Raw genomic sequence first — 22979 nt, forward strand, 5'->3', positions numbered from 1 at the left:
GGCTCACCCCGCCGCGTCGGGCACGAAGAAGAACACCGTCGCCAGGATCAGGTACACCGCCAGCAGCTGCACGCCGCGCAGCCAGTCGGCGCGCCCGTCGCTGGCCACCTGCCCGGCGATGATCACCGCGAACAGGATGGTCAGGACCAGGCCCGGACCGAACACCAGCCCCATCGGGTGCGGGCCGACGAAGAAGCTCAGCAGCACCAGCAGCGGCGCGACCAGCAGCGCCAGCTGCACGCTGGCGCCGAGCGTGATCGACATCGACAGGTCCATGCGGTTGTGGCGCGCGGCCACGATCGCGGTGGCCTGCTCCGCGGCGCCGCCGATCACAGCCAGCACGAACACGCCGGTGAACGCGTCGGAGAAGCCCATCGCCTCGCTGGCCGCTTCCACCGTGCCGACCAGGATCTCGCTGAGCCAGATGATGCCGACCGTCACCGCGCACAGGACCGCCATCGCCTTGCCGGGCGTCCAGTGCGGGCCATGGTGCAGGTCGCCGTGGCCGGGCTGCCCGGCGGCCGCGGCCGCGTCGGCGCGGCTGCGCACCAGGGTGAAGGCCACGTTGGCCACGTACACGGCCAGCATGATCCCGGCGATCAGCGCGCTCATCGAGGTCATCTGCACCTGCGCCTGCGGCACGATGGCGAGGTAGGCGGCGGGGATGATCAGCGCGGTCACCGCCAGGGTGAGCATGGTCGCCTGCGTGCGCGCGGCGCGCGCATCGTAGGACTGGTCGCCATGGCGGGTGCCGCCCAGCACCATCGCCACGCCGAGCACGAACAGGATGTTGCCGATGATGGTGCCGGCCAGCGAGGCCTTGACCATGTCGTGCAGTCCGGCGCGCAGCGCGGCCAGGGCGATGATCAGCTCGGCCGCGTTGCCGAAGGTGGCGTTGAGCAGCCCGCCCAGGCCCGGGCCCAGCCGCGTGGCCAGCGAACCGGTCGCCTGCGCCATGATCGAGGCCAACGGCACGATGCCGCCGGCGGCGACGGCGAAGACCAGCAGGTCGTTGCCCGGGGCGAAATGCTCCAGGGCGATGGCGATCGGCACGAGTACCAGCAGCCATTTCATCGGCGGTTTCCAGCGCGGTGGGCGCCGGTACCGTCGCGCAGGCGGCCGCGACCGGGCAATTGGCCCTTGGCCCTACCCGCGCCGGGCATCCGGCATCGCTGGTGCGGCGCGTAGGCCGCGCCACTATTCCGGAACGACGGGCGAAGTATCCGCACTCTTCATAGTCCGGCCGCGTCGCCCGCCTCGCTGCGCCGATATGCTGGCCTGCCAGTTCCGCCGGTCCCGGGCGGGCGCAGACAAGGATGGCCGTGAACCGGATCCGGCGTGCGTGGCCCGCGATGCTTGCCCTCGCATTGCTCTTCCCATGGGAGGCGCCGGCGCGCAAATCCGCCGGGCTCGCCGAAACCCCGCCGATGGGCTGGAACAGCTGGAACACGTTCGGCTGCAAGGTCGACGAGCGGCTGATCCGGCAGATCGCCGATGCGATGGTCGCCTCGGGCATGAAGGAGGCCGGCTACGAGTACATCAACATCGACGACTGCTGGCACGGCGGGCGCGACGCGGACGGCTTCATCCAGGCCGATCCCAGGGCCTTCCCGTCGGGGATGAAGGCGCTGGCCGACTACGTGCATGGCAAGGGCCTGAAACTGGGCATCTATTCCGATGCCGGCAACACCACCTGCGCCGGCCGGCCCGGCAGCCGCGGCCACGAGTACCAGGACGCGCTCACCTACGCACGCTGGGGCATCGATTACGTCAAGTACGACTGGTGCGACACGAAAGGCCTCGACCCGGCCTCGGCGTACGCCACCATGCGCGACGCGATCCACCGGGCCGGACGGCCGATGCTCTTCAGCATCTGCGAATGGGGCGACAACAAGCCCTGGGAATGGGCAAAGGACGTCGGCCATGCCTGGCGCACCACCGGCGACATCCATCCCTGCTGGAATTGCGAGCACAGCCATGGCTCGTGGTCCTCGCTGGGCGTGCTGCCGATCCTGGACAAGCAGGCCGGGCTGCGCCAGTACGCCGGCCCCGGCCACTGGAACGACATGGACATGCTGGAAGTCGGCAACGGCATGAGCGAGGACGAGGACCGCGCGCACTTCTCGCTGTGGGCCATGCTCGCCTCGCCGCTGATCGCCGGCAACGACCTGCGCACGATGAGCGAGGCGACCCGGGGCATCCTCACCCATCGCGACATGATCGCGATCCACCAGGATGCCCTCGGCATCCAGGCGATGAAGTGGCTCGACGAGGGGGACATCGAGGTCTACGTCAAGCCGCTGGAACGCGGCGAGTACGCGGTGCTGCTGCTCAACCGCGGCGACCTCGCCCGCAACCACCGGCTGGACTGGAGCTTCCACGGGATGAAGGACGACCTCAGCGGGCGCAGCATCGATTTCGGCCGCGAGCGTTTCGCCTGGCGCGACATCTGGAGCGGCGGCACCGGCAGCACCGCGACTGCGCTGGCCACGTCGATCCCCGCGCACGGCGTGGTCGTCCTGCGGCTGTCGCCCCGCTAGCGCGCGGTCCATCGATCGACGCGCCCCCCGGCTGCAGGGCGGCCGGCATCGCTACCAGCCGTCGTGTATACCACTGACCTCGCAACCCGCCGGCACGCCCCCATGCCCGACTTCACCGCTCCCGGTGCCTACGTCGAAGAGACCGCGTTCAGGGCGCGCCCGATCGAAGGCGTCGGCACGACGACCGCCCTGTTCGTGGGTCCCGCCCGGAGCGGTCCCGTCGCCGGCGCCGGGGAAGCATCCGACGACTTCCCGCTGCTGACCAGTCTTGCCGATTTCGAGCGCATCTACGGCCGTCCTGCCGCGCTCCGCTTCCACGGCGCTAAGGCAATCAACTACCTGGCCCACGCGGCGCGCACCTATTTCCAGGAAGGCGGTTCGCGCCTGCATGTCGCGCGCGTGGCGACCGTATCGCAGGCGCCCGGCGACGACGGCGCGACGGCCGCATCGGCGGTGTTGGCCGCCGGCGACGCGGCAGGGGCACTGGCCATCCATGCCGCCTTCCCGGGCGAGGCGGGCAACGGCACGGTCACCGTCACCGAAACCGCGACCCCGGCCACTGCGGCGATGCTGGCGTCGGCTCCCGCGGGCAGCTGGCTGCGCACGGGCGGCGACGGCACGAGCGCGGACTTCCTCAAAACCGGCGACGGGTGGGTCGGTTGCACGGATCCGGATGCGGTCGTGCACGACGCCGGCGCACTGCTGTCCCGGCAGCCCCGGTTGCTGGCGCTGGATATCGCCTTCGTCGATGCGGATGGAAGCGAAACGGCATGGCACGCACTCGGCTACGACCGTCGCCATCCGCGCTGGGCCGGCGAGGTGCTGTCTTCCCACAACGCGCGGCGCCTCTGGCATCCGCTGCTCCTGCAGGTGGGCGAACGGGTCGATGCGGCCAGCCTGCGCTCGATGCTGCTCGGCAACGCCGCTGCCGGGGCGCAAGGGACGACGCGTTGCCAGTGGCCGCTGTCCGGCGGCAGCGACGGTCCCGCACCCACGGCCGGCGAATACGGACACGCACTGCGCCTGGCCGGAACGCTGCAGGAGGTTTCCACGGTGGCGGCACCCGGTGCCGACGTTGCCATGCAGGCCCTGGTCGCCCATGTCGACGGTTCGCGCAACCGGCGCTTCGCCGTGCTGGACCCGCCGCAGGGACTGGACATCGCCCAGGTCCGGGCGCTGCGACGCAGCCTCGATACCGCGCATGCGGCCCTGTACTACCCGTGGGTGGCCATCGCCCGGCCCAGCGCCGACCCGGGCGATGGCCCTCCGGAGACCTTGCTGCTACCACCCTCCGGCTTCCTCTGCGGCATCTACGCCCGCACCGATGTCGAGCGCGGCGTGCACAAGGCGCCCGCCAACGAGGTCGTGCGGACGGCCGTCGGCTTCGAGCGCGCGATCAACCGGGCCCGGCAGGACGTACTCAACGCGGAGGGGGTGAACTGCCTGCGCTGGTTCGAAGGACGCGGCCACCGGGTCTGGGGCGCGCGCACGCTGTCATCGGACCCGCAATGGAAGTACGTGCCGGTCAGGCGCCATCTCGACTACCTGCAATCCTCCATCGAGCGGGGCACGCAGTGGGCGGTGTTCGAGCCGAACGACGAACGGTTGTGGGCCGGCCTGCGCCAGCGGATCGGCGATTTCCTCCTCGCCGAATGGCGCACGGGCGCGTTGCAGGGGACAACGCCGGAACAGGCCTTCTTCGTCCGCTGCGACCGCAGCACGATGAGCCAGGCCGACCTCGACGCCGGGCGGGTCGTCTGCCTGGTCGGGGTGGCGCCGATCAAGCCCGCCGAGTTCCTCGTCTTCCGGGTCGGCCAGGCGACCGCGGCTGCATGAAGGCCTTGCCGCCTACGCCACGTCCGTCCGCGCGCGCGCCAGGCGCAGCGCGTTGGCCACCACCGACACCGAGCTCAGGCTCATCGCCAGCGCGGCGATCATCGGGCTGAGCAGCAAACCGGTCAGCGGATACAGCACGCCCGCGGCGACCGGCACCCCCAGCGCGTTGTAGAGGAAGGCGAAGCCCAGGTTCTGCTTCATGTTGGCCAGGGTCTGCGCGGAGATCGCGCGCGCCGCCACGATCCGGCGCAGGTCGCCCTTGACCAGCGTGACCTGTGCGCTGGACATGGCTACGTCGGTGCCGGTGCCCATGGCGATGCCGATGTCCGCGGCGGCCAGCGCCGGCGCGTCGTTGATGCCGTCGCCGACCATGGCCACCTTGCGCCCTTCCGCGCGCAGGCGCTGCACCAGCGCCACCTTGTCGGCCGGCTTCACCCCGCCGTGCACTTCCTCGATGCCCAGCGTGCGGCCGACCGAGCGCGCGGTCGCTTCCGCATCGCCGGTGGCCATGACGATGCGCAGGCCTTCGCCGCGCAGGGCCGCGAGCGCAGCGGCGGTGGTGGCCTTGACCGGATCGGCCAGGGCGATCGCGCCCGCCAGGCGGCCGTCCCGCGCCAGGTACATGACGGTCGCACCCTCGCCGCGCAGCGCATCGGCCGCGTCGCGCACCAGCGCCAGGTCGACGCCCGCCTCGGCCATCAGCGCTTCGTTGCCCAGCGCCAGCGCGTGCCCGTCCACGTGCCCGCGCACGCCCTGCCCGGTCACCGATTCGAAGCCGGTGGCCGGCGCGAACGCCAGCGTGCGGCGCGCGGCTTCGGCCAGGATCGCCGCGGCCAGCGGATGCTCGCTGCCCTGCTCCAGCGCCGCCGCCCCGGCCAGCAGCGCGTCCTCGCCAGCGTCGCCAGCGGCCAGCAGCGCGCGGAATGCCGGGCGGCCTTCGGTCAGCGTGCCGGTCTTGTCGACCACCAGCGTGTCGATCCTCGCCAGCTGCTCGATCGCCGCCGCGTCCTTGAACAGCACGCCTTCCTGCGCGGCGCGGCCGGTGGCGACCATGATCGACATCGGCGTGGCCAGGCCCAGCGCGCAGGGACAGGCGATGATCAGCACCGAGACCGCATTGACGATGGCGTAGACCCACGAGGGCGACGGGCCGAAGAAGCCCCAGGCCAGGAAGGTCAGCAGCGCGATCGCCAGCACCACCAGCACGAACCCGTACGACACGCGGTCGGCCATGCGCTGCATCGGCGCCTTCGAGCGCTGCGCCTGCGCGACCAGTTGCACGATCTGCGCCAGCACCGTGGCCGAACCGACCTGCTCGGCGCGCATCACCAGGCTGCCGGTGCCGTTGAGCGTGGCACCGATCAGGCGCGCGCCGGCCGCCTTGTCCACCGGGACGGGCTCGCCGGTGAGCATCGACTCGTCGACGCTGGAATGGCCCTCCAGCACCGTGCCGTCGACCGGCACCTTCTCGCCCGGGCGCACGCGCAGGCGGTCGCCCACCTGCACCTGGTCGAGCGGGATGTCGGCTTCGCTGCCGTCGCCGGCGATGCGCCGTGCGGTCTTCGGCGCCAGGCCCAGCAACGCACGGATCGCCGCGGAGGTGCGCGAGCGCGCCTTCAGTTCCAGCAGCTGGCCGAGCAGGGTCAGCGACACGATCACCGCCGCCGCCTCGAAGTACACGTTGACCCGGCCATGCTCCCGGAACGAGGCCGGGAACACGCCCGGCACCACCGTGGCCACCACGCTGTACACGTAGGCCGACGCCACGCCGATGCCGATCAGCGTCCACATGTTCGGGCTGCGATGGCGGATCGACTGCACGCAGCGCTGGAAGAACGGCCACGCCGCCCACAGCACCACCGGCGTGGCCAGCGCGAACTCCAGCCAGGTGCGCGTCGGCGCGGCCAGGCCGTGGAAGCGGTGGCCGAACATCGCCAGCACGAACACGGCCAGGCTCAGCGGCAGGGTCCAGAAGAAGCGTCGGCTGAAGTCGCGCAGCTCTGGGTTGTCCTCGTCCTCCAGGCCTGGCATCTCCGGCTCCAGCGCCATGCCGCACAGCGGACAGGTGCCGGGCCCGGCCTGGCGGATCTGCGGGTGCATCGGGCAGGTGTAGATCGCGCCCTCGGGCGCCGGTGCCGCGGCGGACGTGGTCTCCGGCTGCAGGTAGCGTTCCGGATCGGCTTCGAACTTCGCCCGGCAGCCGCTGGAGCAGAAGTGGTAGGCGTGGCCCCCGTGCGTCGCCGATCCACCCTTGGCATTGGCCGGGTCGACGGCCATGCCGCATACCGGATCACGCTCCATCGCCGCCTGGCCGGCGCCATGGCCGCCGTCGCAGCAGGCGCCCGGCCTGGTGGGGCCGTGCTGGCCGTGGGAATGCAGCGGATGCTGGTCGTGACCGTGGCTCATGCGGGGTCTCCGGCCAGCGTCTTCAGGATCGGACAGCCCTCCACGCTGCCATGCCCGGGGCAGGCCTCGACCAGGGACTGCAACGCAGTCCGGATGCGCTCCAGTTCGGCGATGCGCCGGTCGACGTCGGCCAGCCGCGCGGCGGCGGTGGATTTCATGCCGGCCATGTCGTTGTCGCACCGGCTCGACAGCGACAGCAGCTCGCCGATGTCCTCCAGGGTGAAGCCCAGTGCCTTGGCCCGGCGCACGAAGCGCAGGCGGCTCAGGTCGGCGCCGGCGTACACGCGGTAGCCCGAGGCCAGGCGCGGCGCCGGTGGCAGCAGGCCCTGGCGCTCGTAGTAGCGGACGGTGTCGATGTTCACGCCCGCCTTGCGGGCCAGTTCGCCGATCTTCATGGGGAGGCATCGTGCGGGGATGGGCATAGCTTGAACCCTTGACCCCGGTCCAGGGTCAAGGCCCACCCGGCGCCGCCAACCCACCGGCGGTGGCCAGCGTGCGGCCGCCTGCGCTACAGCCTTCCTTCCGAGCCGGTGTAGGCCGCGCCCTGCACGTTGCCGTTCTCGTCCGACAGGCACGACCAGGGCGCCTGTGCACCCGGCACCTGGATGGTCACGCCGACGCCGGCCTCGGCCCACAGCACCTCGGTGACGCCGAGCTGCTCCTTCGCCACGCCGGCCTGGCGCGCCACTTCAGCCAGGCATGCGTCGCGCGCGGCGGGGTACTGGTCACCGGCCGCGGTGGCGGAGCCGGCCGGCGCCGGCACGGGCTCGGTGGCAGTGGCCGCGGCCGCGGCATCGGCCGACGGCGTGGCGGCCGGGATGTCCGCATCGTCGCGCTTGTTGCAGGCCGCAAGCACCGCAGCCGACAGGCAGGCGAGCAGCAGCAGCGAGGAAGGCTTCATGGCGCAGCTCCGCGATGGATGGTGTGCACAGGCTAGACCGGCCGCGTGCAGGTCCGGTGACGAGGCGCGCCATCCCGCTTCGGCGGCGCGTGCGCCACTCGCCAATCGGCAGCGATGGATCGATGCCGGATGGTGCCTCCCGACCGGGCCGCGCACCCTCCGCGGATCGGTGCGGCCAGCGCGGAGGCCCGCTACGGCCGCGCCTCCAGCACCAGGTTGAACGGCGTCTGCGTGGCGCGACGGAACCGGCTGAAGCCGGCTTCGGCCATCACCTCGCGCAGGCGCGCCTCGCCGGCCTGCGCGCCGAGCGCCGGCCCGTTGCGCGCCAGCGACACCGGCACGCATATCTGCGACGAGGCGCCGTAGTAGACGCGGCCGACCGGATTGAGGTTGTCCTCGACCCGGTCGCCGGCGAACGGCTCGACCAGCAGGCAGGTGCCGTCGTCGGCGATCGCCTGGCGCGCGTGGCGCGCGGCGCCGACTGGGTCGCCCATGTCGTGCAGGCAGTCGAAGAAGGCGATCAGGTCGAATCCCTTGCCCCCATAACCGGTGGCATCGGCGACTTCGAAGCGCACGTTCTCCACCCCGGCTGCCGCCGCGCGTTCGGTGGCGACGCGGATCGAATCGGCGTGGTAGTCGTAACCGGTGAACTCCGAGGCCGGATAGGCCTGCGCCATCAGCACGGTGCTGGCGCCATGCCCACAACCGACATCGGCGACCTTGGCGCCCTGCTGCAGCCTGGCGACCACGCCATCCAGCGCCGGCAGCCATTCGCCGAGCAGGTGCGCGTTGTAGCCGGCGCGGAAAAAGCGCTCGGTGCCGTGGAACAGGCAGGCGTGGTGCTCGCCCCATTCCATGCCGCGTCCGCTGCGGAAGTTGTCGATGGTGCGGTCGAGCGCGTGGAACGTCGCCTCGATCAGGTAGTACGCACCGGGCAGGTCCACCGGTCCGCCGGGTCCGGCCAGGCACAGCGCCTGCACCTGGTCGAGGCTGTAACGACCGCTGGCCGCGTCGTACTGGACGTAGCCGCCGGCGGCCTGGTTGCCGAGCCATTCGCGCACGTAGCGTTCGTGGGTGCCGGTGCGTTGCGCCAGCTCGGCCGGTGTCGCCGGATCGTCGGCCAGCGCCTTGTACAGCCCGAGGCGGTCGCCGGCCAGCACCAGCGTGGCGCTGATCGCGGCGCCGAGGTCGCCGACCGCCATGCCGAGGAACTGGCCCAGGCGCTCCTGGTCGAGGGTGGCTTGTTGCTCGTTCATCACGCTGCTCCTGCGGTCTGGCCTCCCCCCGGGCGGAATGCCTTGCCATCGATTGCAACGCGATGCCGGGCAGGCAACGGACGCGGACCGTTGGCGCACAGCGCGGATACCTGAACCGGACAGGCGGCGGCAATGCCACCGCCATGCATCCGTCGGCGACGGACCAACGTGCATCGACAGGACGTCGGCGTTGCCGACCCCAGCCCTTCCGTGGGCTGCATGCTGCCCATCGCAGAGGGAGCGAGCTGCGACGACGCCCGTCGCTACCGGATGGCGCCCGGCGGCGTCCTCAATCGTTCCGCGACGACCGTTTCGCGCCGAAGGTGAGGTGGTCGTCCAGCTCCGGACCACCGCCGCGATCGCCGCTGCCGGCCGCGACATGCAGGACACCGTCGAGCATCGTCGCCTGGGTGCCGTGCCGGCCTTTCGGCAGCGGCGGCAGCGTGCTCCAGCGCTGCGTGGCCGGATCGTAGGCTTCGACCTCGCCGTGGCCGGGCACCTGCGCCGGGCTCTCGCCGCCCAGCACCACCAGCCTGCCGTCCATCGCCACCGCCGGGGCGCCGGCGCGCTGCGTGGGCAGCGGCGCGGGCAGCATGCTCCAGCGACCGCTGGCGATGTCGTAGACGTCCACTCCGGGAATGGTGAGCGACATCGTCTCGCCGGTATCGTGCGAGGTGCGGCGACCGCCAGCCGCGTAGATCCGTCCGTCGATCACCACGGCATGGAAATGGTCGCGCGCGTGCGGCGCGTCGGCCAGCGCGCGCCACTGTCCGGTCGCCGGATCGAACACGTCGAGCCACGGCACGAAGCCGGCCATGTGCCCGCGCGTGTTCCCGCCGACCAGGTAGACCAGCCCATCGTGCACGACCACGCCGGCGGCGCCGCGGCGGCGGTGCGCCGGCACTTCCGCGCCTTCGCTCCAGCGGTCGCTGGCGGGGTCGTAGACCAGCACGTGGGTCAGCGGCTGCTCTTCGGGAAAGCCGCCGGTGAACGCACCCAGCACCCATAGCCGGCCGTCGTGTTCGACCGCCTGCATGTGGTGGATCTCGAGCGGCGGTGGCGCGCCCCGCGTCCAGGCACCGGTGGCCGGATCGAAGATGTCGAGCGGTCGCGCATCGCGCCCGCCCAGCAGGTAGAGACGCCCGTCGACCGCGACGAAGCCGTTCTCGTGGCGGGCGGCCGGCTTGCCCTGCGCGACCGGCACCGACCAGCCGGGCATCGCCTCGCCGGCCACCGCGAGCGCGGGACCCAGCAGCAGGCCGGCGCAGAGGACGGCGCGCACCAGCCGGTGCAGCAGGCGCGCGTGTCGAAGCAGGTCGGTCGAGGGCATCAGGCTTTCCGGAGCAGCGGCAGGGGCGTCGCGGCGACGCCCGCCGACCCTAGCGCAATCCCGCGCACCGCGCCTGCGCCGGGCGGCCGCGTCAATGCGCGTGCGCGTTCGCGGCCGCTGCGGGCATCCGCCGCCACACCTCGCGCTCCACCACCCTGCCCTGCGCGTCGCGACGCTCCAGCGTCCAGGTGTCGCCTTCGAGGCGGTAGTCGAACCGGTACTGCCCATCGCCTTCGAGCGCGAAGGACGCCATCCGCGGCGTTTCGGTGTACCGGCCATCGACGGCCTCGTAGCCGCCGGCGCCGCCGGCCCAGAATTTGCCGTCGCGGGTGGTGGTGAAGGCGAACGTGCCACCGTCCAGCACCTTGATGCCCTGCAGCCTGGCCTCGGTGTAGTCCACGCGCTGGCCCGCGCCATCGACGAATTCGCCGGCCTGCAACTGCCAGGCGCCGTCGAGGCTGGCGGCGGGCGCGGCCGAAGCGGCGAACAGCAGCGCGGCGAGCAGGGCTAAGCGATGGGTCATGGCGTGGACCTTGGCTGTCGTTGGGGAGCGCAGGGTATCCCCCGGCACAGCGCTGCGTCACTGGCTGGCCAGCAGCCGCATGGCGGACGCAGGCCTCCGCGACGCAGGTTCAGGCGACCGGCACGCCGGCCCCGCCTGGCTCCGCTTCGTGCTTGCGCGAAGGCGAACGCGGAAACCGGGTGACGACCGCCGCTGCTGCCAGGCCGAGCATCAGCGAGCCGACGTACATCCATGCATAGCTGCCGTAGCGGTCGAACAGCCAGCCGCCGAGCAGCGGGCCCAGCGCCATCCCCAGCCCCGAGAGCATCGTCATCGCGCCGATGACGCCGCCGAGGATGCGCGGCGGGAACGCCTCGCGCGCCAGCGATGCGTAGAGCGGCATGGTGCCGCCGTAGGCGAGGCCGAACACGAACGCCACCGCGTAGAACCCGCCGAGCCGTTCGACCGCCAGGTATGCCACGGCCGCCAGCGCCTGGATCGCCAGGCCCGCGACCAGCACCGGCTTGGCGCCATAACGGTCACCCAGCAGGCCGAACAGCAGGCGCCCGCCGAGGCCCGCGGCGCCTTCCATGCTGTAGATGGTCACCGCCGCGGTCACCGACAGGCCGCAGCCGACCGCGTAGCTGACCGTGTGGAAGATCGGCCCGGAGTGCGCCGCGCAGCAGGCGAAGAACGCCAGTGCCAGCACGATGAACGGCTTCGAGCGCAGCGCCTGCGCCATCGTCATGCCCGGAGCGGCCACGCCGCCGGTCGCATGCGCGTCGCCCACCGGCGCGGCACGCACGAACCAGGCCGCCGGCAGGGTGAGCGCCCAGCACAGCAGGCCCAGTACCAGCAGGGTCTCGCGCCAGCCGACCTGGGTCAGCAGCCAGGCCACCAGCGGCGACATCGTCATCGGCGCCACGCCCACGCCGGCCGAGACCAGCGCGATGGCCAGGTTGCGGCGGCGATCGAACGCGGCCGCGGTGGCGGCCATGACCGGCGCGAAGAAGCTGGCCACCGCCACGCCCAGCAGCAGGCCGAAGGTCAGCTGGAACTGCAGCAACGTGGTCGCGCGACTGGCCAGCACCAGCGCCAGGCCCAGCAGCACCGAACCGGCCAGCACCACCGGTCGCGGGCCGATCCGGTCGCCCAGCGCGCCCCAGCCGAATCCGGCGAAGCCGCTGGCGAGGAAGGCCACGGTCATGGCCGCCGACAGTCCCGCGCGCGACCAGCCGGTGTCGCTGCCCATCGGCTGCAGCAGCACCGCCAGCGAGAACAGCGCGCCGACGCCGACGCAGCCGAGCACCGCGCCGGCGGCGACCAGCGACCAGTTGCGGTCCATGGCCGGGACGGCGGTGGTGGAAGGCGGCATGGCGGCATCTCCTGGGGTAGACCCGGGAACGACGGACCACCCGGGCCGGATTCGACAGGGGGCAACCGGCAATGCGCGACGCCGGCCAGGCTGGCCGCCTGCAGCGCGGCCATGCCACGGCGCCCGCCGTATCGGTGTGGCGCCGGCACGTGGCGAACGTCAGCCGCTGGCGGTGGTCGCAACAGGGCGGCGCGTCGATCGCGCAGTGGGTGGATCAGCGCGGACCGCCGCGCATCGCCGGACCGGGCCCGGACTCGGGCGCGAAGCCGCGCGGTCCCATCGGATGGCCCGGGTAGTACCCGGGGCCGGGGTAGCCCGGCCCGTCGTAGGTGTTCATGTCCAGGCGCATGTTGATCGTGCGCTCGTCGCCGCTGTCGGTGGTGTAGCTGTCGCAGTAGTTCAGGCTGGCACCGCCGAAGGTACTGCTGCCCAGATGCGAGGAGTAACCCATCCCGGTGGAGACGCTGCCGGTGACCTTGGCCTCGCTGCCGCCGGGCGAGGTCGGGCACAGGGTGCGCCGAACGCTCCGCGAACTGGCCGCCGGCGCCGGTACGCCGGACGCATCGCCGTAGTAGGTGCCCGGAGGATCGTTGCCATACGGCGAGGCGGCCTCCGGCAGCTTCAGGTCCAGCGCCACCGCATCGCTGGCGAAGGCCGGAGCGGCGGCCAGGCACAAGGCGAAGACAGGGATGGCGATCAGGCGCATGGAGGCGGTTCCGGAAGCCGCCGGACGGGCGACGTGCGGCCACGCTAGCAAGCCCCGATTGAATGGGGGCTGGCTTGCGGCATGCGCGCCGGTCGCGGCGACCGCACCGCACGCCGCCGCCTGCGTGCCTGCAATCCACATCGCCGTGACGCCGCTACCGGGAAGATCGCCGCATGAACCGCATGCAGCCCCGCCCCACCCTCGCCCATTCCCGGCGCACGGTGCTGATCCGCCGGCGGCTGACCCGGCCGCGCCCACTCACGCCCCTCTATCCGATCCTGGGAGGCTCCATGCAACCGGAAGACGACGCCCGCCTCGGCACGCCGCCGGAGGCCCGCGCTCCACACGACGGCGGCAAGCCGCCGCGCATGGCCATGGGCCTGATGATCGGCCTGATCCTTGGCTGCGCGGCGGTGGTCGCGGTCGTGCTGTGGCTGTTCGGCAACGTGCCCGGCAGCGGCTGAGGCCGCGCGCGGCGGCGGGCGGTGGCGGCGACGCCCGCGCCGCCACGCGCTAGACTGCGCGCCCCCGAGGCTTTGGCCAACGAACGAGCGCCGCCCCGATGATCAACAACGACGTGCTGCGCAGCATCCGCTACATGCTCGACCTGGGCGACGCCAAGGTGGTGGAGATCGTGCACCTGGTCGACCCGGCGTTCCCGCTCGACAAGGCCGACATCCCCGCGCTGCTGAAGAAGGAAGACGAGGCCGGCGCGGCGCCGTGCGGCGACGCGCTGCTGGCGCGCTTCCTCGATGGCCTGATCGTCTACTACCGCGGCCGCGACGACACCCAGCCGCCGCGCCCGGTGGAGAAGCGCATCACCAACAACCTGGTGCTGAAGAAGCTGCGCGTCGCCTTCCAGCTCAAGGACGTGGACATGCACGAGATCTTCGCCCAGGCCGGGTTCCCGCTGGGCAAGCCGGAAATGACCGCGCTGTTCCGGCAGCCCGGCCACAAGCACTACCGTCCCTGCGGCGACCAGATCCTGCGCAACTTCCTCAAGGGCCTGACCCTGCGTTACCGCACCGGCGGCTAGCGGCCTGCGGTCATCGCCGGCGCGTCGACCTGCGCCCGGAACCGCACCGGGCTCCGCGACAGCCGCCGCAACACCGCGCGGTCCGCCGAATTCTCCAGGCGTTCGAACAGCAGCATCTCGGCCGGACGCCACAGGCCCACCCAGCCCACGATCAGCAGCCCTTCGCCGAGCACGTCGGCACCGGGCGTATGCACGCTGTGCAGCAGGTGCCTGGCGAGCAGCGTCACCGCCAGCACCGCCAGGCCGATCAGCAGGGCCAGGCGACCGATCCGCATCCGCCGCCGCAGCTTCCACTCCTCGTGCTCGAGCGCGCGGCGGAAATGCGCGTGCACCACCGCCTCGATCTCCGGCAGGCTGCCGCGCAGCCCCTCCGGCCCCCGCACCACCAGCTCCAGCGGCTCCCTGGAAGGCACCTCGTCCACCGATTCGCGCAGCCAGGCTTCGGCTTCGCGGTCCAGGGCGCGGTCGTGGAAGGGCGCCGGATCCAGCGAGTCGAACAACTGGGGCAGCGAGTCGATCCGCATTTCGATGGCAGGCATGGCGGTGGCTCCGGGGCGGCCCGGCAGCGAGGATATCCGCCGCGTGCCGGTGGCGCGGAATCAGCGGCGGCTGCGGTACCCCAGCAAGGCGTAGTACAGCAGCGGGATCACCAGCAGGGTCAGCACGGTCGAGACCAGGATGCCGAACACCAGCGAGATCGCCAGCCCGTTGAAGATCGGATCGTCGAGGATGAACATCGCGCCGGCCATCGCCGCCAGCGCGGTGAGGGCGATCGGCTGCGCGCGCACCGCGCAGGCGTCGACCACGGCCTGCTCCGGCGTGTGCCCGCGCGCGACCAGGTGGTTGATGAAGTCCACCAGCAGGATCGAGTTGCGCACGATGATCCCGGCCAGGGCGATCATGCCGATCATCGAGGTCGCGGTGAACTGCGCGCCCATCAGCGCGTGGCCGGGCATGACCCCGATCACGGTCAGCGGGATCGGCGCCATGATCACCAGCGGCACCAGGTAATCGCGGAAGTAGGCGACCACCAGCAGGTAGATCAGGACCATGCCCACCGCGTAGGCGATGCCCATGTCGCGGAAGGTTTCGTAGGTGATCTGCCACTCGCCGTCCCACTTGACCGAGAACGCCGCGGTGTCGGCCGGCTGGCGGATGAAGAACTGTTCCAGTGACTGGCCGCCGATGGCGTTGCCGGACACCTGCCCGACCAGGTCGAACATGCCGTACAGGGGACTGTCGGCGCTGCCGCCCTCGTCGCCGGTCACGTACACCACCGGCAGCAGGTCCTTGTGGTGGATGTCGCCATCCCAGCCGTCGCGGCGCACCTGGACCAGCTCGGACAGCGGCACCAGCTGGCCCTGGCCGCCACGCACGCGCAGCGCCAGCAGCCCGTCCAGCGTGGCCTGGTCCGACGGCGGCAGGCGCAGGCGGATCGGACGCGGCTGCCTGGAACCGTCGTCGACCAGGTAGCTGGCATCCAGCCCGCCCAGTCCCGAGGCGATGGCCTCGGTGATCGCCGCCTGCGACACGCCCAGCCGTGCGGCGCGCACGCGGTCGACCACCAGCGTTTCGCGCGCCGCCTCGGCCTCCACGCTGCTGTCCACGTCGACGATGCCGCCGGTGGCCAGGAAGCGCTGCTCCAGCGCCTGGCCCAGCGCCCGTGCACGCCCGTAGTCGGGGCCGTAGACCTCGGCCACGATCGGCGCCAGCACCGGCGGCCCGGGCGGCACTTCCACCACCTTCACCGAGGCGCCGTGCCGCTCGCCGATCCGCGACAGCTGCGGGCGCAGCGCCGCGGCGATGTCGTGGCTCTTGCGCCGGCGCTGGTGGCGGTCGACCAGGTTGACCTGGAGGTCGCCCAGGTTGGCACCCTCGCGCAGGTAGTACTGCCGCACCAGGCCGTTGAAGTTGATCGGCGCGGCGGTGCCGGCGTAGCCCTGGTAGTCGAGCACCTCGGGCGTGCGGTCGAGCACGGCGGCCAGCTCGGCCAGCAGCGCGCTGGTGTCCTCCAGGGTGCGGCCTTCCGGCAGGTCGACCACGACCTGCAGCTCGGACTTGTTGTCGAACGGCAGCATCTTCAGCACCACCAGGCGGACGCCGGCCAGGCCGGCGGCGACCAGCACCAGGCCGGCCATCGCGGCGAACAGCAGGCGCCGGCGCCGCGCGCCGCGGTCCGGATCCAGGAACGGCCCCATCAGCCACGCGAACAGGCGGTGCAGGCGCGCGGCCATGCCACCGCCGGCGTGGCGGTCGCCGCCGGCATCGGCCTCGGCCGGCGGTGCATGGCGGCGCAGCAGCTTCAGCGACAGCCACGGCGTGACCACCAGCGCGATCAGCAGCGACAGCAACATGCCGACCGAGGCATTGATCGGGATCGGCCGCATGTACGGCCCCATCAGGCCGGTGACGAAGGCCATCGGCATCAGCGCCGCGATCACGGTGAAGGTGGCCAGGATGGTCGGCCCGCCGACCTCGTCCACCGCCGGCGGGATCGCTTCGCGCAGCGATTTCCCGCCTTCGGCCATGTGCCGGTGGATGTTCTCCACCACCACGATCGCGTCGTCGACCAGGATGCCGATCGAGAAGATCAGCGCGAACAGCGAGACCCGGTTGAGGGTGAAGCCCATCGCCCACGATGCGAACAGGGTCGCCGCCAGGGTCAGCACCACCGCCGAGCCGATCACGATCGCCTCGCGCCGGCCCAGCGCGAACAGCACCAGCAGCACCACCGAACTGGTGGCGAAGAACAGCTTCTTGATCAGGGTCTGCGCCTTGTCGCTGGCGGTCAGCCCGTAGTCGCGGGTGACGGTGACCCGCACGCCCTCGGGAATGACCTGCCCCTGCAGCGCGTCCAGCCGTTCCCGCACCTGGCGGGTGATGTCGGCGGCGTTGGCGCCGGGCTTCTTGGCGATGGCCAGGGTCACGGCCGGGGCCGTGCCGCTGGCCGGCCCTTCGCGGCCGGGCGGCGCACCGTGCCAGACGTAGCGCACCGGCAGGTCGGCCGCGTCGGTGATGGTGGCCACGTCCTGCAACCGCACCGGCTGGCCGTCCGCCACGCCCAGCACCAGGTCCGCGACCTCCTGCCGGTCGGCGAGGAAGCGGCCGGCGGCGACCTGGACCACGCCTTCCGGGCCGATCCGTTCACCGGCCTGGCGCGCGAGGTTGGCGGCCTGCAGCGCGGCGGCCAGGTCGGACACCGCCAGGTCGTGGCTGGCCAGGCGCGCCGGATCGAGGGTGACCATCACCGCGCGCTCGGGGGCGCCGATGGTGGCGATGTCGCGCGTGCCGGCAATGCGCTTGAGTTCGGTCTCCAGGGAACGGGCGACCTCGGCCAGCTCGACCGCGCCCTGCTGCGGATCGTCCGTCCACAGGGCCAGGGTCATCACCGGCACGTCGTCGATGCCCTTGGGCTTGACGATGGGCGGGCCCACCGCCACGCCTGGCGGCATCCAGTCCTGGCTGGAGAACACCTTGTCGTACAGGCGCACCAGCGCCGGCTGGCGCTCCACGCCGACTTCGAACTCCACCGTCAGCACCGCCATGCCGGGCCGGCTGGTCGAGTAGGTGTGCTTGACCTGCTCGATCTCCGCCAGCTTCTGCTCCAGCGGATAGGCGACCAGCTGCTCGACCTGGCGGGCATCCGCGCCGGGGAACGGCACGATGACGTTGGCCATGGTGACGTCGATCTGCGGCTCTTCCTCGCGCGGGGTGATCGCGACCGCGACCAGGCCGAGCAGCAGGCCCAGCAGCGCCAGGATCGGCGTCAGCGGATTGTCCTGGAAGGTGCGGGCGATGCGCCCGGACAGGCCCAGGCGGACGGGTTCCAGCGCTGCCATGTCAGTTCCCGCCCTTGCGCGCGGCCACCAGCGCCTGCACCGCGGCGACCGGGTCGGCGGCGATGGTTTCGCCCGGCGCCAGGCCGGCGATCACATCGACCATGCCGTCCGCCCGTGCGCCCAGGCGCACCTGCCGCAGCGACAGGCGGCCATCGGCCAGCACGTAGACCGCATCGACCTCGCCGCGCCGCGCCAGCGCCGTGGCCGGCACGCGCGGGAAGGCCGCGCTCCTGGCCGCCGGGAAGGCGACCTTCGCGGTCGTGCCCGGCTGCGGCACCGGGTCGAGCGGTGGCAGCTGCACGCGCACCCGGACCGCGTGGGTCGCAGCATCGGCCGCGGGAAACACCACCACATCGGCGGCATCCACGCTGCGGCCATCGCCGAAGGCGACCTCGGCGACCGGGTTCGCACGGATCACCTCGGCGTCCGACTGCGGCACGCTCACTTCGATGCGCAGCGCCTCCGGCGCGAACACGGTCATCAGCGGCTGGCCGATGCCCACGCTTTCGCCGGGCTCGACCGCGCGCGCGCTGACGATGCCGGCATAGGGCGCGCGGATGGTGGTGTAGGCGCTCTGCTGGCCGACGTTGGCCAGTTGCGCCCGGGCCGCATCGCGTTCGGCGCGGGCCTGGTCGAGCTGCATCTTCGACACGTACTGGTTCTCGGCCAGGCGCGCCATGCGCTTGTAGGTGGCCTCGGCCAGCTGCAGCTGCGCGCGCGCGGCATCGACGCCGGCCTGCTGCTCGACCGCCGTCAGCCGGACCAGCACCTCGCCGGCGGCGACGCGGTCGTTGACGTCGTGCCGGACCTCGGCCACCCGCCCGCTGGTCTGCGCGGCCAGCCCGGCCTCGCGCACGGCCTCGACCACGCCATCCCATTCGCGGCCGCGGCCGTCGGCACCGGCGGCGGCCACCACCAGCGTATCCAGGCCAGCGATGGGCGCCTGCGCCGGCATGTCCCCGGCGCCGCCGCAGGCGGCCAGCGCGGCGGCCAGCGCGAACGCCAGCACCGGCAGGCGCAACGGGAGCATCACGACTTTGCGCACGGCAACGGCCTCACTTGAACGCGCAACCGCCGGGCAGGCCGAGCTTGCGGAAGACCATCGCCGCCGGGCAGAAGCCGGTGACGCTGGACTGCAGCAGGTTGAGGCCGACGAACGCGGTGAGCAGCAGCCACCAGGGCGAGACGAAGTACACCAGCGCGACGCTGGCGAGGACCATCATGCCGGCGAAGGCGAGGACGGCACGGTCGATGTTCATGGTGTTTCTCCTGTTTCCTGAGGGAAGGTTCCGCGTCAGCGGATGCGCATGACACCGAGCAGCTTGAGCACGTATTTCTCGTAGACCGGCTCGGTGTTGCCGGACCTCATCTTCATGAGGAAGTATTTTTCGAAGGCGACCTTGGCCATGTGCACCCACCCGCCCTTGCGCGCCCAGGTGACGTTGCGCGGCGGGATCTGCGGCAAGGCCACGAAGGCGACGCCGGTGTCGCCCATGTCGGCCAGGCAGATCGCGTTCCAGGTGGCTTCCGCGGCGGCCGGGACGCCCGCGATGTCGGCCTGGATGTTGCGCGCCACCGCCGTGACCATCGACTCGATCATGAAGCCGGTCTTGGGCGCGCCGGTGGGGACCGGCGTCGCCTCCACCGGCGGAATGGCCACGCACACGCCCAGCGCGTAGATGTTCGGGTACGCCGGATTGCGCTGGTGCCGGTCGATAAGCCGCGCGGGTTGCACAGGCCTTCGATCCCGCGCACGGCGTCCACGCCGGTGAAGGCAGGCAGCACCATCGAGTAGCGGAACGGAAGCACGTGCTGCTTCTTCGGCTGGCCGTCGTCGTCCATCTCGGCCACGTCCATCTCGCCGTCGCGCACGCCGGTGATCTTCGCGTTGGCCAGCCAGCGGATGTGGCGCTGGCGGAACTCCGATTCCAGCAAGCCCCTGGAGTCGCCGACGCCACCCAGGCCCATGTGGCCGACATAGGGTTCCGGGCCGACGTAGGTGATCGGCACGCGGTCGCGCAGCCTGCGCTTGCGCAGGTCGGCATCGAGGATCATCGCGAATTCATAGGCCGGGCCGAAGCAGCTGGCGCCGGCCGCCGCACCCACCACCACCGGGCCCGGCGCGTCCAGGAACGCCTGGTAGGCCTCCCACGCCTTGGCGGCATGCCCGGTCGTGCAGACCGATTGCGTATGGCCGTCCGGCCCCAGGCCCCGGACCTCGTCGAAGGCCAGGCGCGGCCCGGTGGCGATGACCAGGTAGTCGTACTCCCGCGCGCGGCCGTCGCGCAACAGCACGCGGTTGCGCTCCGGTTCGACCCGCTGCGCCCCGGCCCCTTCGAAGCCGATGTCGTGGCGGGCCAGGTGCGCCGGCACGCTGATCTGGATATCCGTCGGCCTTCGCCAGCCGACCGCGACCCACGGGTTGGAGGGCGTGAAGGAGAACAGGTCGCCGTCACCGACGACGGTGACCGCATGGTCCTTGCCCAGCGCGTCGCGCAACTCGTAGGCGGCGCTCATTCCGCCGATGCCTGCGCCCAGAACGATGATGTGTGCCATGTCCCGGCCCTCCGGCAGCCGGCCCGCCCAGCGGGCGATTCCACCGGCTTGCATTTAAATTAGCATTGTCTTATATTAGCGTCAACTGATTTATATGGGAACACCCATGCCCGTGGATATCAACGAGCTGGTAGCCGCCGCCCAGTCACGCATCCGCGAGGTCGAGCCGGGCGACTGCCTCGCCGGCGAGGCGCTGGTGGTCGACGTGCGCGAGCCGGCCGAGTTCGCCCAGGGCCACCTTCCCGGCGCGGTGAACCTGCCGCGCGGCGTGCTCGAGTTCCAGATCCGGGCGCATCCGGCTGTGGCATGCCGAACCGCCGGATCACCGGCGCCAGCGTCGCTCCCGCTGCTGCTCTACTGCCTCACCGGCGGGCGTTCCGCACTGGCCGCCGACAGCCTGCGCCAGCTCGGCTTCGAGGACGTACGTTCGCTTGCCGGCGGGCTCCGGGCATGGCGCAATGCGGGCCTGCCCGTGAGCATGGATTGACGATGGCCCGAAACCAGACGCCCCCCGCCTTCGACCTGGACGCGATGCACGCCCATGCCGGCGAGGCGACGCGGCTGCTCAAGGCGCTCGCCAACGAGAAGCGGCTGCAGGTGCTGTGCCTGCTGGCGGGCGGCGAGCGTTCGGTCGGCGAGATGCAGGGACTGCTCGACCTGGGCCAGTCGGCGCTGTCGCAACACCTGGCGGTGCTGCGGGACGAAGACCTGGTGCGCACTCGGCGCGAGGCGCAGACGATCTTCTACGCGCTGGCACCAGGCCCGGCCGAAGCGGTAATCCGCACCCTGCATGGAATCTACTGCGCGCCGCGCCGCCCGGGCCGGCCCAAGAAATGACCGCCCCACCACCGGCCCCATTGCCCACCAAGGAAACTTCCATGTCCGCCATTCCCTCCTACACCGACCTCACCCGCGAGGTCTCCCGCAACCTGACCCCGCTGCGCACGCACAACGCCGACGTCATGCAGGGCTTCGGCGCCCTGAGCAAGGCCGCGCTCGCACCGGGGGCGCTCGACGAGAAGACCAAGGAACTGATCGCCATGGCGATCGGCGTGGCCAACCGCTGCGACGCCTGCCTGGGCTTCCACGCCAAGGCCCTGGTGCGCCTGGGCGCCACTCCGGAGGAGTTCAGGGAAATGCTCGGCGTCGCCGTCTACATGGGCGGTGGCCCGTCGCTGATGTATGCCGCCAACGCGATGGCCGCGTACGAGGAGTTCAGCAAGGCCCCGTGACGGGGCCATGCACCGGTACGACCGGTCTCACCACACCAGGTCGTCCGGCACCTTGAACTGTGCGTAGTAGGCATCGTCCGCCGAGTCGGGCGCAGCCGCCTCCGCCTCCGCGCCCTGGCCATGGTCGAGCACGACCATGTCCGGGTCGCGCTCGCGCACCTTGTCCGCGGCCACGCGCGGCAGCAGCTCGAAGCGGTCGTCGATGCGCATGATCACCAGGGCGCCGGCCGACAGCTTCCTGCGCTGGTCGTCGTCGACCCGCACGCTGCGGATGGCGCCATCCACGGTGAAGCGGTACTCGCCGTCGCCCGAGCGCGGCAGCTTGCGGTCCTCGACGATCTGCCGCGCCTGCGCGCGCAGTTCCGCCGCCCGTGCCTGGGCCTTGCGCGCGGCGGCGAGCGCACGGTCGCGCTCGGCCTTTTCCGCGCGCGCCCGCTCGGCCTCGCGCTGGATCTCGCCCGGCTCCACCGGGCCCTTGCCATGCCGGGCGCGGACCTGTTCGCGCGCGACCTCGGCCACCTTGGACTTCTTGACCAGGCCGGCCTTGAGCAGCTGTTCCTGGAGTGGGTTGGGCTTGGCCATGTGGTGCGTGCCTGCGCGCGGGTCGACGCCCATCATACCGCCGCCCCTCGCGCGCACCGCGGGCACGAGGTTCCGGGCCCAGGCCGGCCGCGGGGTTCGGCGCCAGCCAGCGGCAGCGGGATCCGCGGCCAGGAGCCGGCCGGCCGCGCCGGCTAGCGCACCGGCACCGCTTCGCCGTAGCGTGGCTGCAGCGGCGTGCGACGGAACGGCGGATACGCCGACGGAAGCGCCGGATGCGGGTCCGGCGCGGCAGCGCCGCTCAGGTTCCCAGCAGTTCCACCTCGAACAGCAGCGTCGCGTTCGGCGGGATCACGCCACCGGCGCCGCGCGCGCCGTAGCCCAGCGTCGACGGGATCACCAGCACGCGGGTGCCGCCGACCTTCATGCCCTGCACGCCCTCGTCCCAGCCCTTGATCACCATGCCCGCGCCCAGCGGGAAGATGAAGGGCTCGTCGCGGTCCTTGCTCGAATCGAACTTGTCGCCGCGCTCGCCGTCGCGGTAGAGCCAGCCGGTGTAGTGCACGGTGACGTTGCGGCCGGGCGCGGCCTCCGCGCCGGTGCCGACGACGGTGTCCTCGTACTGCAGGCCGGACGCGGTGGTGGTGAAAGCCATGGGCGGATCCTTGGAGTGGATGAAAGATGCCGCCAGTCTAGTCGTGCACGCTTGGACGGGCGACCGTGGAACCTGCCGGCGGCTCCACGGCGCGTGGAACCTGCGTTGCAAGGCCGGGTTATCCACAGAACGGAGCTTCTTTCGAGGGTGTCAGGATTTTTGTGTGCAGGGCCTACTCTTGAGGCAGGAGGAGCAGGCCATGGCCAGGAAGAAGACCCCGGGGACGGGGGTGCAAGCGCAGGCAGCGGTGACGATCCCACCGGAGGTGC

The 22979-nt window shown here is 71.7% G+C and carries 24 protein-coding genes; 7 read left to right on the plus strand and 17 right to left on the minus strand.

Annotated features, from left to right (window positions below):
* Positions 1–3: 3 nt before the first annotated feature.
* Positions 4–1074 carry a calcium/proton exchanger gene (gene cax, locus CSC66_RS14385; RefSeq protein WP_162378100.1) on the minus strand — a complete coding sequence of 357 codons (1071 nt, stop codon included), beginning with the start codon at positions 1072–1074 and terminating at the stop codon, positions 4–6.
* A gap of 353 nt (positions 1075–1427) precedes the next feature.
* On the opposite strand from cax, the gene aga27 reads away from it, so the two are divergent.
* Together aga27 and CSC66_RS14395 are read left to right on the plus strand one after the other, a co-directional pair.
* Positions 1428–2540 carry an alpha-galactosidase Aga27 gene (gene aga27 / locus CSC66_RS14390; RefSeq protein ID WP_202935660.1) on the plus strand — a complete coding sequence of 371 codons (1113 nt, stop codon included), beginning with the start codon at positions 1428–1430 and terminating at the stop codon, positions 2538–2540.
* A 102-nt stretch (positions 2541–2642) separates the two neighbouring features.
* Entirely contained in the window at positions 2643–4376 is a 1734-nt protein-coding gene (locus CSC66_RS14395) for a phage tail sheath family protein (protein WP_162378102.1), read from the plus strand.
* Positions 4377–4388: 12 nt separating this feature from the next.
* Here the strand turns inward: CSC66_RS14395 and CSC66_RS14400 are convergent, their stop codons facing one another.
* The 8 genes from CSC66_RS14400 to CSC66_RS14435 all read right to left on the minus strand — a co-directional run bounded on the left by CSC66_RS14400 (position 4389) and on the right by CSC66_RS14435 (position 12852).
* Complete coding sequence (locus tag CSC66_RS14400; RefSeq protein WP_379655896.1) at positions 4389–6782, minus strand: heavy metal translocating P-type ATPase; 2394 nt, start codon at positions 6780–6782, stop codon at positions 4389–4391.
* Positions 6779–7177, minus strand: a complete 399-nt coding sequence (locus CSC66_RS14405; RefSeq protein ID WP_162378103.1) for a heavy metal-responsive transcriptional regulator — start codon at positions 7175–7177, stop codon at positions 6779–6781. Before CSC66_RS14405 ends, CSC66_RS14400 begins: the two co-directional genes overlap by 4 nt.
* Positions 7178–7290: 113 nt before the next feature.
* Entirely contained in the window at positions 7291–7683 is a 393-nt protein-coding gene (locus CSC66_RS17475) for a hypothetical protein (protein WP_202935661.1), read from the minus strand.
* 191 nt (positions 7684–7874) lie between these two features.
* Positions 7875–8939: a class I SAM-dependent methyltransferase gene (locus CSC66_RS14415; RefSeq protein ID WP_162378104.1), complete on the minus strand. Its 1065-nt coding sequence runs from the start codon at positions 8937–8939 to the stop codon at positions 7875–7877.
* A gap of 289 nt (positions 8940–9228) precedes the next feature.
* Positions 9229–10233 (minus strand): Kelch repeat-containing protein, encoded by a 1005-nt coding sequence (locus tag CSC66_RS14420; RefSeq protein WP_379655897.1) that lies wholly within the window; start codon positions 10231–10233, stop codon positions 9229–9231.
* Between the two features lie 127 nt (positions 10234–10360).
* Positions 10361–10792 carry a hypothetical protein gene (locus tag CSC66_RS14425; RefSeq protein ID WP_162378106.1) on the minus strand — a complete coding sequence of 144 codons (432 nt, stop codon included), beginning with the start codon at positions 10790–10792 and terminating at the stop codon, positions 10361–10363.
* 109 nt (positions 10793–10901) lie between these two features.
* A complete protein-coding gene (locus tag CSC66_RS14430; RefSeq protein WP_162378107.1) occupies positions 10902–12146 on the minus strand; it encodes an MFS transporter in 1245 nt (414 codons plus the stop codon).
* A 214-nt stretch (positions 12147–12360) separates the two neighbouring features.
* On the minus strand, positions 12361–12852 hold the full coding sequence (locus CSC66_RS14435; protein ID WP_162378108.1) for a hypothetical protein: 492 nt from the start codon (positions 12850–12852) through the stop codon (positions 12361–12363).
* 173 nt (positions 12853–13025) lie between these two features.
* Between CSC66_RS14435 and CSC66_RS14440 the strand changes: the two genes are divergently transcribed.
* Both CSC66_RS14440 and CSC66_RS14445 read left to right on the plus strand, forming a co-directional pair.
* On the plus strand, positions 13026–13316 hold the full coding sequence (locus CSC66_RS14440; protein WP_162378109.1) for a hypothetical protein: 291 nt from the start codon (positions 13026–13028) through the stop codon (positions 13314–13316).
* Between the two features lie 98 nt (positions 13317–13414).
* A complete protein-coding gene (locus CSC66_RS14445) occupies positions 13415–13888 on the plus strand; it encodes a YehS family protein (RefSeq protein ID WP_162378110.1) in 474 nt (157 codons plus the stop codon).
* On the opposite strand, the gene CSC66_RS14450 is transcribed toward CSC66_RS14445, so the two are convergent.
* Genes CSC66_RS14450 through CSC66_RS14470 form a run of 6 tightly spaced genes read right to left on the minus strand, consistent with a single transcriptional unit; the run spans position 13885 to position 20283 of the window.
* The gene (locus tag CSC66_RS14450; RefSeq protein ID WP_162378111.1) at positions 13885–14427 is read right to left on the minus strand and encodes a hypothetical protein; all 543 of its coding nucleotides are present in this window, start codon (positions 14425–14427) and stop codon (positions 13885–13887) included. The genes CSC66_RS14445 and CSC66_RS14450 overlap by 4 nt on opposite strands.
* Before the next feature lie 60 nt (positions 14428–14487).
* On the minus strand, positions 14488–17727 hold the full coding sequence (locus tag CSC66_RS14455; RefSeq protein ID WP_162378112.1) for an efflux RND transporter permease subunit: 3240 nt from the start codon (positions 17725–17727) through the stop codon (positions 14488–14490).
* A gap of 1 nt (position 17728) precedes the next feature.
* Positions 17729–18757: an efflux RND transporter periplasmic adaptor subunit gene (locus CSC66_RS14460; RefSeq protein WP_162378113.1), complete on the minus strand. Its 1029-nt coding sequence runs from the start codon at positions 18755–18757 to the stop codon at positions 17729–17731.
* Positions 18758–18782: 25 nt separating this feature from the next.
* Positions 18783–18986 carry a YgaP family membrane protein gene (locus CSC66_RS14465; protein ID WP_162378114.1) on the minus strand — a complete coding sequence of 68 codons (204 nt, stop codon included), beginning with the start codon at positions 18984–18986 and terminating at the stop codon, positions 18783–18785.
* A 35-nt stretch (positions 18987–19021) separates the two neighbouring features.
* On the minus strand, positions 19022–19327 hold the full coding sequence (locus CSC66_RS17635; protein WP_238394406.1) for a hypothetical protein: 306 nt from the start codon (positions 19325–19327) through the stop codon (positions 19022–19024).
* Positions 19324–20283 (minus strand): NAD(P)/FAD-dependent oxidoreductase, encoded by a 960-nt coding sequence (locus tag CSC66_RS14470; RefSeq protein WP_238394407.1) that lies wholly within the window; start codon positions 20281–20283, stop codon positions 19324–19326. Before CSC66_RS14470 ends, CSC66_RS17635 begins: the two co-directional genes overlap by 4 nt.
* A gap of 106 nt (positions 20284–20389) precedes the next feature.
* Here CSC66_RS14470 and CSC66_RS14475 point away from each other — a divergent pair, with 106 nt between their 5' ends.
* The 3 genes from CSC66_RS14475 to CSC66_RS14485 are packed head-to-tail and all read left to right on the plus strand — an operon-like array spanning position 20390 to position 21515.
* Complete coding sequence (locus CSC66_RS14475; protein WP_162378115.1) at positions 20390–20770, plus strand: rhodanese-like domain-containing protein; 381 nt, start codon at positions 20390–20392, stop codon at positions 20768–20770.
* A gap of 2 nt (positions 20771–20772) precedes the next feature.
* Complete coding sequence (locus CSC66_RS14480) at positions 20773–21120, plus strand: ArsR/SmtB family transcription factor (RefSeq protein ID WP_162378116.1); 348 nt, start codon at positions 20773–20775, stop codon at positions 21118–21120.
* A gap of 41 nt (positions 21121–21161) precedes the next feature.
* Positions 21162–21515 carry a carboxymuconolactone decarboxylase family protein gene (locus tag CSC66_RS14485; protein WP_162378117.1) on the plus strand — a complete coding sequence of 118 codons (354 nt, stop codon included), beginning with the start codon at positions 21162–21164 and terminating at the stop codon, positions 21513–21515.
* 27 nt (positions 21516–21542) lie between these two features.
* Here CSC66_RS14485 and CSC66_RS14490 read toward each other — a convergent pair whose 3' ends face one another.
* Together CSC66_RS14490 and CSC66_RS14495 are read right to left on the minus strand one after the other, a co-directional pair.
* The gene (locus tag CSC66_RS14490) at positions 21543–22097 is read right to left on the minus strand and encodes a DUF2058 domain-containing protein (RefSeq protein WP_162378118.1); all 555 of its coding nucleotides are present in this window, start codon (positions 22095–22097) and stop codon (positions 21543–21545) included.
* Between the two features lie 259 nt (positions 22098–22356).
* Positions 22357–22710 carry an FKBP-type peptidyl-prolyl cis-trans isomerase gene (locus tag CSC66_RS14495; RefSeq protein WP_162378119.1) on the minus strand — a complete coding sequence of 118 codons (354 nt, stop codon included), beginning with the start codon at positions 22708–22710 and terminating at the stop codon, positions 22357–22359.
* Positions 22711–22979: the final 269 nt, after the last annotated feature.

It is taken from the genome of Pseudoxanthomonas kaohsiungensis, from assembly GCF_010211765.1.
GTDB lineage: Bacteria > Pseudomonadota > Gammaproteobacteria > Xanthomonadales > Xanthomonadaceae > Pseudoxanthomonas > Pseudoxanthomonas kaohsiungensis.

What these genes read in the sequence shown, in the direction of transcription:
- cax (WP_162378100.1), bottom strand. Translation starts at nt 1,074, where the DNA reads ATGAAATGGCTGCTGGTACTCGTGCCGATCGCCATCGCCCTGGAGCAT.
- aga27 (WP_202935660.1), top strand. Translation starts at nt 1,428, where the DNA reads ATGGGCTGGAACAGCTGGAACACGTTCGGCTGCAAGGTCGACGAGCGG.
- CSC66_RS14395 (WP_162378102.1), top strand. Translation starts at nt 2,643, where the DNA reads ATGCCCGACTTCACCGCTCCCGGTGCCTACGTCGAAGAGACCGCGTTC.
- CSC66_RS14400 (WP_379655896.1), bottom strand. Translation starts at nt 6,782, where the DNA reads ATGAGCCACGGTCACGACCAGCATCCGCTGCATTCCCACGGCCAGCAC.
- CSC66_RS14405 (WP_162378103.1), bottom strand. Translation starts at nt 7,177, where the DNA reads ATGAAGATCGGCGAACTGGCCCGCAAGGCGGGCGTGAACATCGACACC.
- CSC66_RS17475 (WP_202935661.1), bottom strand. Translation starts at nt 7,683, where the DNA reads ATGAAGCCTTCCTCGCTGCTGCTGCTCGCCTGCCTGTCGGCTGCGGTG.
- CSC66_RS14415 (WP_162378104.1), bottom strand. Translation starts at nt 8,939, where the DNA reads ATGAACGAGCAACAAGCCACCCTCGACCAGGAGCGCCTGGGCCAGTTC.
- CSC66_RS14425 (WP_162378106.1), bottom strand. Translation starts at nt 10,792, where the DNA reads ATGACCCATCGCTTAGCCCTGCTCGCCGCGCTGCTGTTCGCCGCTTCG.
- CSC66_RS14430 (WP_162378107.1), bottom strand. Translation starts at nt 12,146, where the DNA reads ATGCCGCCTTCCACCACCGCCGTCCCGGCCATGGACCGCAACTGGTCG.
- CSC66_RS14435 (WP_162378108.1), bottom strand. Translation starts at nt 12,852, where the DNA reads ATGCGCCTGATCGCCATCCCTGTCTTCGCCTTGTGCCTGGCCGCCGCT.
- CSC66_RS14440 (WP_162378109.1), top strand. Translation starts at nt 13,026, where the DNA reads ATGAACCGCATGCAGCCCCGCCCCACCCTCGCCCATTCCCGGCGCACG.
- CSC66_RS14445 (WP_162378110.1), top strand. Translation starts at nt 13,415, where the DNA reads ATGATCAACAACGACGTGCTGCGCAGCATCCGCTACATGCTCGACCTG.
- CSC66_RS14450 (WP_162378111.1), bottom strand. Translation starts at nt 14,427, where the DNA reads ATGCCTGCCATCGAAATGCGGATCGACTCGCTGCCCCAGTTGTTCGAC.
- CSC66_RS14455 (WP_162378112.1), bottom strand. Translation starts at nt 17,727, where the DNA reads ATGGCAGCGCTGGAACCCGTCCGCCTGGGCCTGTCCGGGCGCATCGCC.
- CSC66_RS14460 (WP_162378113.1), bottom strand. Translation starts at nt 18,757, where the DNA reads ATGCTCCCGTTGCGCCTGCCGGTGCTGGCGTTCGCGCTGGCCGCCGCG.
- CSC66_RS14465 (WP_162378114.1), bottom strand. Translation starts at nt 18,986, where the DNA reads ATGAACATCGACCGTGCCGTCCTCGCCTTCGCCGGCATGATGGTCCTC.
- CSC66_RS17635 (WP_238394406.1), bottom strand. Translation starts at nt 19,327, where the DNA reads ATGATCGAGTCGATGGTCACGGCGGTGGCGCGCAACATCCAGGCCGAC.
- CSC66_RS14470 (WP_238394407.1), bottom strand. Translation starts at nt 20,283, where the DNA reads ATGGCACACATCATCGTTCTGGGCGCAGGCATCGGCGGAATGAGCGCC.
- CSC66_RS14475 (WP_162378115.1), top strand. Translation starts at nt 20,390, where the DNA reads ATGCCCGTGGATATCAACGAGCTGGTAGCCGCCGCCCAGTCACGCATC.
- CSC66_RS14480 (WP_162378116.1), top strand. Translation starts at nt 20,773, where the DNA reads ATGGCCCGAAACCAGACGCCCCCCGCCTTCGACCTGGACGCGATGCAC.
- CSC66_RS14485 (WP_162378117.1), top strand. Translation starts at nt 21,162, where the DNA reads ATGTCCGCCATTCCCTCCTACACCGACCTCACCCGCGAGGTCTCCCGC.
- CSC66_RS14490 (WP_162378118.1), bottom strand. Translation starts at nt 22,097, where the DNA reads ATGGCCAAGCCCAACCCACTCCAGGAACAGCTGCTCAAGGCCGGCCTG.
- CSC66_RS14495 (WP_162378119.1), bottom strand. Translation starts at nt 22,710, where the DNA reads ATGGCTTTCACCACCACCGCGTCCGGCCTGCAGTACGAGGACACCGTC.